11 protein-coding genes are annotated in these 14,970 nt (G+C 35.4%); all 11 read right to left on the bottom strand.

Annotated elements, in window-relative coordinates; genetic code table 11:
- Nucleotides 1-43 precede the first annotated feature (43 nt).
- On the bottom strand, nt 44-2,329 hold the full coding sequence (locus tag ACZIX2_RS00800; protein WP_463338171.1) for an NADP-dependent malic enzyme: 2,286 nt from the start codon (nt 2,327-2,329) through the stop codon (nt 44-46).
- Nucleotides 2,330-2,462: 133 nt separating this feature from the next.
- Entirely contained in the window at nt 2,463-2,888 is a 426-nt protein-coding gene (locus ACZIX2_RS00805; RefSeq protein ID WP_463338172.1) for a CBS domain-containing protein, read from the bottom strand.
- Between the two features lie 87 nt (nt 2,889-2,975).
- Nucleotides 2,976-3,905 (bottom strand): tRNA epoxyqueuosine(34) reductase QueG, encoded by a 930-nt coding sequence (queG, locus tag ACZIX2_RS00810; RefSeq protein ID WP_463338173.1) that lies wholly within the window; start codon nt 3,903-3,905, stop codon nt 2,976-2,978.
- A 10-nt stretch (nt 3,906-3,915) separates the two neighbouring features.
- A complete protein-coding gene (ruvB, locus tag ACZIX2_RS00815) occupies nt 3,916-4,944 on the bottom strand; it encodes a Holliday junction branch migration DNA helicase RuvB (protein ID WP_463338174.1) in 1,029 nt (342 codons plus the stop codon).
- A 74-nt stretch (nt 4,945-5,018) separates the two neighbouring features.
- Nucleotides 5,019-6,815, bottom strand: a complete 1,797-nt coding sequence (locus ACZIX2_RS00820) for a cytochrome c oxidase subunit I (RefSeq protein ID WP_463338175.1) — start codon at nt 6,813-6,815, stop codon at nt 5,019-5,021.
- A gap of 28 nt (nt 6,816-6,843) precedes the next feature.
- A complete protein-coding gene (locus tag ACZIX2_RS00825; RefSeq protein WP_463338176.1) occupies nt 6,844-7,998 on the bottom strand; it encodes a cytochrome c oxidase subunit II in 1,155 nt (384 codons plus the stop codon).
- A 20-nt stretch (nt 7,999-8,018) separates the two neighbouring features.
- Entirely contained in the window at nt 8,019-9,368 is a 1,350-nt protein-coding gene (locus ACZIX2_RS00830; RefSeq protein ID WP_463338177.1) for a quinol:cytochrome C oxidoreductase, read from the bottom strand.
- Nucleotides 9,369-9,395: 27 nt separating this feature from the next.
- Nucleotides 9,396-9,941 (bottom strand): c-type cytochrome, encoded by a 546-nt coding sequence (locus ACZIX2_RS00835; protein ID WP_463338178.1) that lies wholly within the window; start codon nt 9,939-9,941, stop codon nt 9,396-9,398.
- Between the two features lie 8 nt (nt 9,942-9,949).
- On the bottom strand, nt 9,950-10,474 hold the full coding sequence (locus tag ACZIX2_RS00840) for a DUF3341 domain-containing protein (protein ID WP_463338179.1): 525 nt from the start codon (nt 10,472-10,474) through the stop codon (nt 9,950-9,952).
- Complete coding sequence (gene nrfD / locus ACZIX2_RS00845) at nt 10,467-11,870, bottom strand: NrfD/PsrC family molybdoenzyme membrane anchor subunit (RefSeq protein ID WP_463338180.1); 1,404 nt, start codon at nt 11,868-11,870, stop codon at nt 10,467-10,469. Before nrfD ends, ACZIX2_RS00840 begins: the two co-directional genes overlap by 8 nt.
- Nucleotides 11,871-11,904: 34 nt before the next feature.
- Entirely contained in the window at nt 11,905-14,955 is a 3,051-nt protein-coding gene (locus tag ACZIX2_RS00850) for a TAT-variant-translocated molybdopterin oxidoreductase (protein ID WP_463338181.1), read from the bottom strand.
- Nucleotides 14,956-14,970 lie beyond the last annotated feature (15 nt).

Consider the following 14,970-nt stretch of genomic DNA (forward strand, 5'->3'; position numbering starts at 1 on the left):
AAATGATTCGAAATCAAACGCTAGACTTTAGAGTGAGTTAGAATTAGTTTTTTTTGCTTCTCTTATGCTTTTCTTGAGCGTCAATAATAGCAATTGTAGCCATATTTACCATCTCTTCTACACTTGCGCCAAGTTGAAACACGTGAACCGGTTTGCCCATTCCTAACATAATTGGACCTATAGATTCCACACTATTTAACTCTTTTAAAAGTTTATAAGTAATATTAGCAGATTCTAAATTTGGGAAAATTAAAGTGTTCACTTTTTTATCAGCTAATTTTGAAAAGGGAAACTTCGCTTTTAACATGGAAGCATTCAGAGCAAAATCAGCTTGGATCTCGCCATCTATACATAAATCTGGATAATGTTCATGTAAATAAGCAATAGCTTCTCTTATTTTTGATGCCGAAGGAGAATTTGACGAGCCAAAATTAGAATACGACACTACAGCAATTACTGGTTCAATTCCAAACATTTTGGTCATCTTTGCGGTCATCAAAGCAATTTTGGCAATTTCTTCTGCCGAAGGATTGACGTTAATAGCTGTATCGGCACAAAACATTGGCCCTCTTTTGGTCATCATAATATTAGCAGAAGATACAATAGAAGCTCCTGGAGCTTTATCTACCAATTGTAACATAGGTTTCACAACCGATGGATAACTTCTTGTGTGTCCAGTTACTAAAGCATCAGCTTCACCTTCATTAACCATCATTGCTGCAAAATAATTACGCTCGCGCATTAACTTTTGAGCGTCCAAAAGAGAAATACCTCTACGTTTACGTGTTTGCCAATAAGCGTTTGCAAAACGATTACGTCTTGCTTCTTCTTCTTTTTCTTTGGGGTCAATAATAGGAACATTTGCTGAAAATCCTATTTCCTCTTTAAGTTCTAGTATAATTTCTTTGTTTCCTAATAAAATAGGGAAACCTATTTTTTCGTCATGTACAATTTGAGCAGCTTTGAGAACATCCAAATGATCTGCTTCTGCAAAAACAATCGATTTTGGATCAGATTTAGCCCTGTTTGTTATCATTCGAACCAACTTATTATCGTGGCCCAATCGCTCTAATAGTTCTTCTTCGTACTTTTCCCAATCTGTAATTGGATTTTGGGCAACGCCAGAATCCATAGCAGCCTTTGCTACTGCAGGAGCAACAATAGCAATCAATCGTGGGTCAAAAGGTTTTGGAATGATATATTCTCTTCCGAAAGTCAATTTTGTAGCTCCGTAAGCTACGTTTACTTGTTCTGGCACCGATTCTTTGGCCAATGAAGCCAAAGCTTTTACAGCAGCCATTTTCATTTCCTCATTAATTTTGGTAGCTCTTACGTCGAGAGCACCTCTAAAAATATATGGAAAACCGAGTACATTGTTTACTTGGTTAGGAAAATCTGACCTTCCTGTAGCCATGATAATATCTTTACGTGTGGCTACGGCTAAATTATAATCGATTTCTGGATTTGGGTTAGCCATGGCAAAAACGATTGGATTTTCAGCCATTGTTAACAGCATTTCAGGAGTCAAGACATCAGCTGTTGAAAGTCCCAAAAACAAATCACAACCAACCATAGCTTCTGCTAAACTTACAGATTCTCCTTCTCTGGCATACTTTTGTTGCAAGACAGATAAGGATGGGTTGTCTTTTGTTAACAAACCTTTACTGTTGTACATGTATACATTTTCGGGTTTTACACCCAATAGCACGTATAGGTCAGCACAAGCAATAGCAGCCGAACCAGCACCTGATACCACCATTTTTACTTCCTCTGCTTTTTTACCTGCCAATTCTAATGCATTAATCAAAGCTGCTGACGAAATAATTGCAGTTCCATGTTGATCATCGTGCATTACAGGAATGTTTAATTCCTCAACCAAGCGACGTTCAATTTCAAATGATTCGGGCGCTTTGATATCTTCTAAATTGATTCCTCCAAAAGTAGGCGCAATATTTTTAACGGTAGCTATAAACTCGTCTACATTTTTGGTGTCAATTTCAATATCAAAAACATCAATGTCAGAAAAAATTTTAAACAACAATCCTTTTCCTTCCATTACAGGTTTTGAAGCTTCTGGCCCAATATCACCCAAACCTAATACAGCAGTACCATTTGTAATAACAGCAACCAAATTTCCTTTTGCTGTGTATTTGTATACATTATTTACATCTTTTGCAATTTCCAAACAAGGCTCTGCAACACCAGGAGAATATGCTAATGACAAATCACGTTGAGTAGCATAGCTTTTAGTGGGCACAACTTGAATTTTTCCAGGAGTTGGCTTGGCGTGGTAAACCAAGGCTTCCTTTCTTTTATTGTTATTATCCATTCTGTTATTTTTATTTGTCTAGCTACAAAGATAAAAGTATCGAATTAAAAAGTGCTTAAAATGTAATTTTGTTTTGGTGGAATAAAATAAAAAAAGCTGCCAAAGCAGCTTTTTAGAGGGATTAACCAAAGTTTTATTGGGTAATATAAGTGTTTAACTGATTTATTGTGTTTTTTTGAGTATCAATAATCGCTTTTACAACATCACTAATTGATATGATTCCTATCACAATATCGTTGTCAATTACAGGCAAATGACGTACTCTCTTCTCACTCATTAACTCCATACAATATTCTATATTATCATTTGGGCTAACGGTGTACACATCAGTTACCATAATTTCAGAAACTAATGATTTTTTAGATGATTTCGATTTCAAAACGATTTTTCTAGCATAATCTCTTTCGGACAAAATTCCTTTCAATTTTCCTTCTTCAATGATTAGAATTGCCCCGATATTTTTCTCACTCATTACAGTTAATGCCTCGAAAACGGTATTCGTTGAAAGTATAGAATACACATTCTTTCCCTTTACGCTTAAAATTTGATTAACAGTCATTTGATTTAAATTTTAGTATTTATAAAATTAAAAAAAATAAGAGTACAAATTACATTTTTTTAAAGTTTTTGACACTCGAAATCAAAGTTACTTTTTACTATTCATCACATTGCGCATCATTCCTGACCACTTCGTTCTTTTTAAGGGCGAATTTTTAAAAAAAGTAGCAAAGGTATCAGCTGTTAATTCTTCCCAATCTTGTTTAGTCCATTGCAACACAGTACTACTTGGCGAAAAAAGGGGTTCATTATGAGGTTTGGAGAATCGATTCCATGGACAAACATCTTGACAGACATCGCAACCAAAAATCCAATCATCAAATTTTCCCTTATATTCAGCAGGAATAGCATCTTTTAATTCGATGGTAAAATAAGAAATACATTTGCTTCCATCCACTACATATGGAGCAACTATTGCTTGGGTGGGACAAGCATCTAAACACGCAGTACAGGTTCCACAATGATCGGTTGTAATCGAATCATATTCTAAATCTAGATCAATTATTAACTCCGCAATGAAATAAAAAGAACCTACCTTTTGTGTAATTAGATTGCTGTTTTTACCTATCCAGCCCAAACCGCTTTTAGCAGCCCATGCTTTATCTAACACTGGAGCAGAATCTACAAAAGCTCTACCATTAACCTCACCTATTTCTGTCTGAATTGAGTAAAGTAATTCCTTTAGTTTATCCTTGATGACAAAATGATAATCTTCACCATATGCATATTTCGATACTTTGTAAGTATTTTTAATCTGCTCTTCGGAAGGATAATAATTATACAACAAAGAAATCACACTAACTGCACCATCAACCAATAATGTTGGATCAAGACGCTTATCAAAATGGTTCTCCATATAAGCCATTTGGCCATTTCGATTTTCTTGAAGCCATTTTTCTAATCTTGGCGCTTCTTGTTCCAAAAATTCAGCCTTTGAAATACCACAGGAAAGGAAACCGAGACGTTGCGCCTCGGTTTTTATAAAAGCAGAATATTTTGATTTTAAGTTAAGAAGCATCGCAAATTTGTTACATTTCAAAAAGGGTACCTGGTTTATTCATTGGAGATTTTCCCAAATGCTTATATGCTTTTTCAGTAACTTCACGTCCTCTTGGCGTTCTCATAATAAAACCTTCCTGTATCAAAAAAGGTTCGTAAACCTCTTCTATAGTTTCGCTACTTTCAGAAACAGCTGTAGCTAGTGTAGTCAATCCAACAGGGCCTCCTTTGAACTTTTCTATAATTGTACTGAGAATTTTATTATCCATTTCGTCCAAACCATGCGCATCAACATGCAACGCTTTTAAAGCAAATCGAGCAATTTCAATATCTATCGTACCATTCCCTTTGATTTGAGCAAAATCACGAACTCTACGTAATAAAGCATTAGCAATACGTGGTGTTCCCCTACTACGACCTGCAATTTCGACAGCTGCTTCCATGGTTATTGGCATTTTAAAAATAGAGGCACTACGTTGAACAATTGTTGTCAACAATTCTGTAGAATAATACTGCATTCTTGAAGAAATACCAAAGCGTGCACGCATAGGAGCCGTTAATAAACCTGAACGGGTGGTAGCACCAATTAAAGTAAACGGATTTAAATTGATTTGAACGGTTCTAGCATTGGGACCAGATTCAATCATGATATCGATTTTGAAATCCTCCATTGCGGAATACAAATACTCTTCGACAACTGGACTCAAACGATGAATTTCATCAATGAACAAAACATCTCTCTCATCAAGATTAGTTAACAAACCTGCTAAATCGCCAGGCTTATCCAACACTGGACCTGAAGTAATTTTAATACCTACATTCAATTCATTGGCTAGAATATTCGCCAATGTAGTTTTTCCTAATCCCGGTGGGCCATGAAAAAGGGCATGATCTAAGGCTTCATTTCTTTGATTAGCTGCTGCAACAAACACTTTAAGATTTTCTAGTACTTGATCTTGCCCAGTGAAATCATCAAAACTAAGCGGTCGTAATCGTTTTTCAAGATCTAATTCCTCAGAATTATAATTACTGTTGGTTGGGTCTAAATGTGCATTCATTGGATAAAGGTAGAAAAAGAGGTAATAAAAAAAAAGCCTTTCCAAGGAAAGGCTTTTAAATTACTGTATATATTTTAGTGATGTAAGACTTCTTCGCCGTCTTTCATAGGAACATTTTGAGGGATAAAATCTTCATCATGTCCAGGTTTGCTATAATCATATGGCCATCTGTGTACTTCAGGAATAGCTCCAGGCCAGTTTCCATGAATATGCTCAACTGGTGCCGTCCATTCTAATGTATTAGATTTCCATGGATTTTGTTCAGCTTTTTTACCGAAGAAAATACTAGAGAAGAAATTGTACAAGAATACTAATTGAAATACCCCACCAATAATAGCAAAAGTAGTAATCAATACATTTACATTTTGTAAATCATCAAACAATGGGAAATTTGTATTTGTATAATAACGTCTTGGCAATCCAGCTAATCCAATAAAGTGCATTGGGAAGAAAACACCATAAGCACATACGGCTGTTACCCAGAAGTGAACGTAACCTAAGTTTTTATTCAACATTCTACCAAACATTCTTGGAAACCAGTGGTAAATTCCTGCAAACATCCCGTACAAAGCAGAGATACCCATTACTAAGTGGAAGTGAGCTACTACGAAATAAGTATCGTGTACGTTGATATCTAGAGTACTATCTCCTAAAATGATACCTGTTAAACCTCCTGTAATAAAAGTGGAAACTAATCCAATTGAAAACAACATAGCTGGGTTCAATTGCAAATTACCTTTCCACAAAGTCGTAATATAGTTGAACGCTTTAACTGCTGATGGAATCGCAATTAATAATGTTGTAAAAGTAAATACAGATCCTAAGAAAGGATTCATTCCTGATACGAACATGTGGTGACCCCAAACGATGGTAGACAAAAAGGCAATGGCCAAGATTGACATAATCATCGCTCTGTAACCAAAGATTGGCTTTCTAGCATTTGTAGCAATAATTTCTGAAGTTATACCTAATGCTGGCAACAATACAATGTATACCTCAGGGTGACCTAAGAACCAGAATAAGTGCTCAAAAAGAACTGGAGAACCTCCTTGATAATGTAATACTTCTCCAGCAATATAAATATCAGATAAGAAGAAGGATGTACCGAAGCTTCTATCAAAAATTAACAACAATGCTGCTGATAATAACACAGGAAACGAAATGATACCAATGATAGCTGTTACAAAGAAAGCCCAAATTGTAAGTGGCAATCTTGTCATCGACATTCCTTTTGTACGCAAATTGATAACTGTTACAACATAATTTAAAGACCCCATTAAAGAAGATGCAATAAACAATGCCATAGAAACCAACCATAATGTCATACCTGTTCCAGAACCTGGTATAGCTTGAGGTAAAGCACTTAAAGGAGGGTAAATTGTCCATCCAGATGATGCAGGTCCAGCTTCAACAAATAAAGAGCTAACCATAACAACACTAGACAAAAAGAACAACCAATAAGAAATCATGTTCATGAATCCAGAAGCCATATCTCTTGCTCCAATTTGTAGCGGAATCAATAAGTTACTAAAAGTTCCACTCAAACCAGCGGTTAATACGAAAAATACCATTATAGTACCATGAATCGTAACTAAGGCTAAATAAATATCATTAGCCATAACCCCTTCAGGTGCAAATTTGTCTCCAAGTAAAATGTTAAAAATCTTAAAAGACTCTTCTGGCCAAGCCAATTGCATTCTAAAAAGCAATGACATCCCTACACCAATAATCCCCATAACAATACCAGTAATTAAGTATTGCTTAGCAATCATCTTATGATCAATACTAAAGATATACTTAGTAATGAACGTGTCCTTGTGATGGTGTTCGTGTTCTTGTTCGTGTCCGTGAACGTGACCTTCTGCTGACATATATGTAAACTTTAAATATTTAGATTAATTAATTCATTGCTACTTTAACGGCAGCAGTATCCTGTGTAGTTTGTAAACTATCAGCTCCTTTAGCAGCATCTGTTGCAGGTGCTTCTTTAGAGGCTTTGTATTCTTTAACTAAAGCTACTTTATCACTTAGCCATTTTTTGTAATCCTCTGGAGTATCTACTACAACTTTCATTTGCATGTTGTAATGTGAAGCTCCACAAATTTTATTACAAAGTAAAATATAATCAAAAGTATAAGGATCTAAGGCAGTTTCTCCTTTTGCTACTAAATCAGCACTCTTTTTTGCTCGTAAAGCATTAATTCTAGCTACTTTTTCAACCATAAATGGCAATTCTCTATACTCAGCCGATGTGTAAATTGGTGTAAAAGCGAACTGAGTCACCATTCCAGGAACACAATTCATTTGAGCACGGAAATGAGGCATATAAGCTGAGTGTAATACATCTTGAGAACGCATTTTGAAAAGTACTTTTTTTCCTTTTGGAATGTGAATTTCGGAAGTTAAAAAGTCATCTTGAGCATTTTTATCCGCTAAATCCATACCCACAGTATTTACGCCTTCAATTAAACGTACGTTAGCTTTACCAAGAACTTGATCAGCTCCAGCATAACGTGCTGTCCATTTGAATTGTTGTGCGTAAAGTTCTATTACAATTGTATCTTCATCTTCTTCTACAAACATGATGTTTGTCCAAGCATACAAACCATATAAGATTAATCCGGCAAGTGTTACAGCTGGAATCAAACTCCAAATAGCTTCTAATTTATTGTTATCAGCAAAATACAATGCTTTTTTATCGTTGCTCCCTCTATATTTAAAAGCAAAATAGTGCAATAATACTTGAGTAACTGCTTGAACAATAAAAATCAACACCCAAGAGATATTCATTAAACTATCTACTGTTGCACCATGTTCAGATGCTGGTGTATGAAGAGGTAGATCTCCCCATTTAATTAATCCATAAATTGTAAAAAGGTAAATAAAAGCTAAAAAGCCAAACATTAAATATCCTTGAACATTATTATCATTATCAGTGGCTATTTGAGAATCATCTGATTTTGATCCTACTTGAGTAAGATCAAAAATTTTAGTTAATTGCCAAACAGCAATAGCCAATAAAACTACAACTAAAAGTACCAACAAAGTTGTCATCTGTTTTTTTATTTTAAATATTAATAATGAAAATGTTTACTCTCTTCGATAAAAGGATTTCTTTTTGGCAAAAGAGGCGCTTTAGTTAATGCTGTAAACACAACAAAAATAAACAACCCTGCGAAAAATAAAACAGAAGAAATTTCAGGAATTCCAATAAACCATTGATCTCCAACTGTACCAGGCATGATCATGTTAAAGAAATCAATATAATGACCCAATAATATTACTGTACCAGCCATAATTAATACCCAAGTGATGCGTTTAAAATCAGTATTGATCAAAATTAATACTGGGAATAAAAAGTTCATCGCGATAGCACCAAAGAATGGTAAATTATAATCAGAAATACGTGTTACGAAATATGTGATTTCTTCTGGGATGTCAGCATACCAAATTAACATGAATTGCGAAAACCATAAGTAAGTCCAAAATACACTGATTCCAAACATAAACTTAGCCAAATCATGAATGTGGCTGGTATTTACATACTCTAAGTAACCTTTTGCTTTCAAGTATAGTGTTACCATACAAATCATAGTAATTCCACTTACAAAGAAACTTGCAAATACATACCATGCAAAAAGAGTACTAAACCAGTGCGGATCGATAGACATGATCCAATCCCAAGCCATAACAGATTCAGTAACAATAAAGAATACTAAAAATGCTGCAGACATTTTGAAATTCTTTTTGTAAAAGTAATTATCATCTGCTTCATCTTGTGCTAAACAGTTTTTTCTAGAGAAATAACGGTATAAATTCCATCCTGCTAAAAATATAGCAGCTCTAACAATCCAAAATGGGAAGTTCAAATAACCTGATTTTTTTTGAATTAATTCATCATGTGCTACTACTTCAGGATCTAACCAAGTGAATAAATGGTTAAAATGTAAACCACACAAAACTAATACAATAAAAAAGATAACAGAACCTACAGGTAAATACGCAGTAATTCCTTGCATTACTCTAAACAATACAGGAGACCATCCTGCTTGCGCTACTTGTTGAATAGCATAAAAAGCCAAAGTTCCTAAAGCAATAAGCATAAAAAAGATACAAGCCACATAAAGTGCCGCCCAAGGTTTATTGCTTAATTGATGGAAAACATGCTCTAAATGTTCTTGATGTTCAGCATCAGCATGTGCATCGTGTTTAGTCGTTGTAGCTTTTTCTGAATGTGCCTCATGACTAGCTTCAGCTGTTGCATGAGTTGCTTCACCATGACCACCATGAGATTCAGCAGCAAGAAGTGCTTCAACTTCTTGTACGTTTTTAGGCGCACTGTAAAAACCATATCCTATTCCTAAGATTCCTAAAACCATTAGGATAAGAGAAAAGGTTTTTAATTTACTTGAAAATGTATACATATCTATAACAATCAGTTTGTTCTACAATTATAATTGACTTTTAAGTTTTAGTACATGGTCTACCACTAACCAGCGCTCATGTGCACTAAGTTGATTAGCATGCGATCCCATAGAATTTAATCCGTAAGTGATTACATGAAAAATACTTCCTTCCGTAATGGGACGATCTGCATAACTTGGAACTCCTAAGAATTTTTCTCTTTCAACTAATTTACCTTTACCATTACCAGCAGCGCCATGACAACTGATGCAATAAATTTCGTAAAGCTCTTTACCTTTTTCAGAGTTTCTTTCTAAAGAATCAAGAGGTGATTTTAAATTAGCTTTTGCCAATTCATATCCTGCAGGTGAGTTTTCGTATTCATAGACTTCAAAACCTCTTTTGATAGTACCTTTGGCAGGTAACTGCCCTTCTTTTCCATCTTTAAATGCTTTTGACTCGACATAGGTTTCATATCCTACAGACTCATACATGTTAGGAAAATACTGATAGTTTGGTGTTAGTTTATCATAACATGATGTTACCAAGACAGACAAACCAGCTACAAGTGTTAATTTTAATATACTTTTCATAGCTTTAATTAATTCTTATCAATTACATTTACTTCTACAGCACCAGTCGCTTTAAAGAATGAAATCATTTCTTCTTCATCTTTATTAAGAGCAACTTCCATCAAGAAATGGTCATCTGTAGTTCTTACGTCAGGGTTTTCAGCTTGTTTGAAAGGCCACAATTTACTTCTCATATAAAATGTGATTACCATCAAGTGTGCTGCAAAAAATACCGTTTCTTCAAACATAATAGGTACAAATGAAGGCATATTTTCAATGTAACTAAAACTAGGTTTTCCTCCGATGTCTTGAGGCCAATCTTGGATCATAATATAATTCATCATCCAAGTACCAAAAGAGATTCCACACAAACCATAGATAAATGCACAAATGGCAATTCGTGTTGGAGCTAATCCCATTGCTTTATCCAATCCGTGTACAGGAAATGGAGTAAAGACTTCTTCAATATGATAATGAGCAGAACGTGTTTTTTTAACGGCAGACATTAAAACATCATCGTCATTATAAATAGCATGTATTACTTTATTACTCATGGTGTAAATCTTTATTTGCTTCTCTTTCTCTTTTGTAATTATCTCCTGATCCTTTTAAAATTGTTTTTACCTCTGCTTGAGCGATTACAGGGAATGTTCTTGAATACAATAAAAACAATACAAAGAAGAATCCAATAGTTCCAATAAATATTCCAATATCAACGAAAGTTGGTGAAAACATGGTCCAAGAAGATGGTAAATAATCTCTGTGCAACGAAGTAACAATAATTACAAAACGCTCAAACCACATTCCAATATTTACTACAATAGATATCACGAAGGAGAACATGATACTTGTACGTAATTTTTTAAACCACATAAATTGTGGAGAGAATACGTTACAAGTCATCATTGCCCAATACGCCCACCAGTAAGGACCTGTTGCTCTATTCAAGAATGCATATTGTTCGTACTCTACTCCAGAATACCAAGCAATAAACAACTCAGTAATATAAGCTACCCCTACAATCGAACCAGTAATCATGATTACGATATTCATCAATTCAATATGCTGAATAGTAATATAAGCTTCTAAATTGGACACTTTTCTCATGATGATTAACAAGGTATTTACCATAGCAAATCCTGAGAAAACTGCACCAGCCACAAAGTAAGGAGGGAAAATGGTAGTATGCCATCCAGGAATTACCGAGGTAGCAAAGTCCATCGATACAATGGTATGTACAGAAAGTACCAAAGGAGTTGCTAATCCTGCAAGTACAAGAGAAACCTCTTCAAAACGTTGCCAGTCTTTTGCTCTACCACTCCAACCAAAACTAAGGATTGAATATACTCTTTTATTAAAAGGTGTGATGGCTCTATCACGTAACATCGCAAAGTCAGGTAAAAGACCAGTCCACCAGAAAACTAATGACACCGATAAATACGTAGAAATTGCAAATACGTCCCATAACAATGGGGAGTTGAAATTCACCCATAAAGACCCAAATTGGTTTGGAATTGGTAATACCCAGTAAGCTAACCATGGACGTCCCATGTGAATGATTGGGAACAATCCTGCTTGAATAACTGAGAAAATTGTCATGGCTTCCGCTGAACGGTTAATCGCCATTCTCCATTTTTGACGGAAAAGTAATAGTACAGCAGAAATAAGAGTACCTGCGTGACCAATACCAACCCACCAAACGAAGTTAGTAATATCCCAGGCCCAACCAACTGTTTTGTTTAATCCCCAAGTTCCGATACCGGTAGATACAGTGTAAATAATACAACCCAATCCCCAAAGGAAAGCGGTTAATGCAATTGTGAAAACAATCCACCAATGCTTATTAGCCTTTCCTTCAACAGGTGCAGCTACATCTACAGTTACATCGTGATAAGTTTTATCACCTATAACTAAGGGTTTTCTAATGGGTGCTTCGTAGTGAGACGACATAATCCTTTATATTGATTCTTAATTAATTTATTTTCTAGATATTTCTAACTTTAACTTGGTAAACCACGTTTGGTTTTGTTCCAACATGTTCTAACAAATGATACGATCTTTTATCAGCAGCTAATTTAGTTACTGCAGCTTCTTGATCATTAACATCTCCAAAAACCATTGCTCCAGAAGAACAAGCACTTGAACAAGCCGTTTGGAATTCACCATCTTTAATAGCTCTTCCTTCACGTTTTGCTTTTAATATCGTAGCTTGAGTCATTTGAATACACATAGAACATTTCTCCATAACTCCACGTGAACGAACGTTTACATCAGGGTTTAATACCATACGACCCAAATCATCATTCATGTGATAATCGAATTCACTGTTTTTGTTATACAAGAACCAGTTAAAACGACGAACTTTATAAGGACAGTTGTTTGCGCAATAACGTGTACCAACACAACGGTTATATGCCATGTGGTTTTGACCTTGACGTCCATGCGAAGTAGCCGCAACTGGACATACAGTTTCACAAGGCGCATGGTTACAATGTTGACACATTACAGGTTGAAAAGCAACCTGAGGGTTATCGCTAGCATTTTCCATTTCATTGAAAGTAGACAATGAACTAGAAATTCCAGCAATATTCTCTTTTCTTTCAACATCACCAGCAAAAGTGGTTTCAGAAGAATAGTATCTATCAATACGCAACCAATGCATATCTCTACTTCTTCTCACTTCATCTTTACCAACTACAGGAACGTTATTTTCTGCATGACAAGCAATAACACACGCTCCACATCCTGTACAAGCATTTAAATCTATCGATAAATTAAAATGATGTCCAATAGAACGGTCAAAAGAAGTCCATAAATCTACTGTAGAAGCTTCCACTTCTTTGTGATCTAATGAAACTACCGGTTTTTCATTCCAAATTTTTGCTTCTTTAGTATTAAAGATTTCTAAAGTAGTTTCTTTGATAATATCACCACGACCCATCAAAGTTTTTTGACCTTGAACACAAGCAAATTCGTGCTCACCTCCAACTTTTTCAATGGTTACAATTTGTGTATCGATATTATTTTTATACAAAGCGTAAGCATTAACACCTACTTGCATTTCTTCTTTCAAAGCTGCTTTACGACCATACCCTAAAGCCATACCTACGGTTCCAACAGCTTGTCCAGGTTGTACGATTACAGGAACTTTTTCTAAAGTAACGCCATTGGCAGTAACTTTTGCATAAGACCCATTCAATCCACCATTAGCAACAATTTCATTAGATAAACCTAAAGCTTTAGCGTCTGCTTGAGAAACAGTAATGTAGTTGTCCCAAGATACTCTTGTGATAGGATCTGGGAATTCTTGTAACCAAGGATTATTGGCTTGTTGACCATCTCCTAAACCAGTTTTGGTGTACAATACCAACTCTAAACCTTTTGCAGTAGATGCGGCAGAAAGTGCTGTTGCAGCTGCTGCAAAATTAGCAGAACCTGCTGATACAGTAGCAACATTTCCTACTACTACTCCATCATGCACTGCTTTATTCCAAGTAGTACCTGCAGTATACGCTACGGATACCGCTTTTAAATAATCATAATAATTTCCAGGAACTCCATTCAATGACATTAAAACATCTTGTAATTGTTTTGTATTGAATAGCGGACGGATTGTAGGCTGAGTAATACTATAAGTACCTTCAGTCAACATTAAATCTCCCCAAGATTCTAAGTAATGAGGAACCGGTGCAGCTATAGTAGCTAATAAAGCAGTCTCGTCCTCCTTCATTGACATGGCTACTGAAGTAGATACTTTTTTCAATCCTTCAGTAAACGCTTTAGAATCTGCTAATGTATAAACAGGGTTTACACCACTCATGATTAAGGTATGTACCAACCCAGCGTTCATATCTTTTACTAATTGAGCTACTTCTGCGCTAGAACCTTTTCTTATTAAACGAGCACCAGATAACACAAATGACTCACTAGCTAATGCTTGATTAATTGCTAAAACTAGCAATTGAGCATTCACATCTTGAATACCAGAAACCAAAACTCCTTTTGCGCCAGCAGACTTCAACTGTTGAGCAGCTTTAGTAACTTCTGCTTTTACTTTACTATCTATGTTAACCGCAATATTATTTCCGGTTATAATGTTATAAATATGAACTAAAGCTTGTTTTTGAACCGCAACCGTCATTGGAACTCTCTTATCAGCAGCAGCTCCAGACAAAGTTAGATTTGCTTCAAATTGAAAGTGACGTGACATTTTTCCAGCTTGAGGTATTCTACCTTTTGCGTAGCCAGCATCAAATCCACCACCTTGCCAATCTCCAAGGAAATCAGCTCCTACAGAAACAATTAACGATGCTTTAGAAAAATCATAATCTACTAATGCTCTTTTCCCATACACTGTTTGATAGGCATCTAAAGCTTCAGAAGAAGAAACCGCATCATACACTACATGCTTCGCATTAGGATTTTTAGCCAAAAACTCAGCAATTAACTTTTCAGTTGATGGACTTGCCAATGTATTGGTCAAGAAAACCACTTGTTTTGCATTTGCTTTTGCCTCTGCCACACTAGACTTCAATTTCGCGTCAACATCTGACCATGACGCAACTTTTCCAGCTACTTTAGGCTCTTTCATTCTCATATTGTCATACAAAGACAAAATAGAGGCATGAATTCTTGCATTTGCAGAAAACTTAGCTCCTGCAATAGTATTATTATCGATTTTAATAGGACGCCCTTCGCGAGTTTTTACCAATAAATTAGCAAAATCAAAACCATCAAAAACGGTTGTAGCATAATAATCGGCTACACCTGGAATGATTTCCTCTGGTTGCAACACATACGGTATTGATTTGTTAACCGGTCCTTCACAGGCCGCTAATGTTGCAGCCGCTGTACTAAAACCAACGTACTTTAAAAAGTCACGACGTGAAGTAGAAGAATTAAGCTTATCACTATTTCCTAAAAATTCATCAGTAGGAATTTCTTCAACAAATTCGTTATTTTTAAGCGCCTCAACAATTGAACTATTTTGATCTAGCTCTTCAACACTTTTCCAGTATTTTTTGTTTGTTGACATATTATATATAAATAT

It is taken from the genome of Flavobacterium riviphilum (assembly GCF_055231795.1).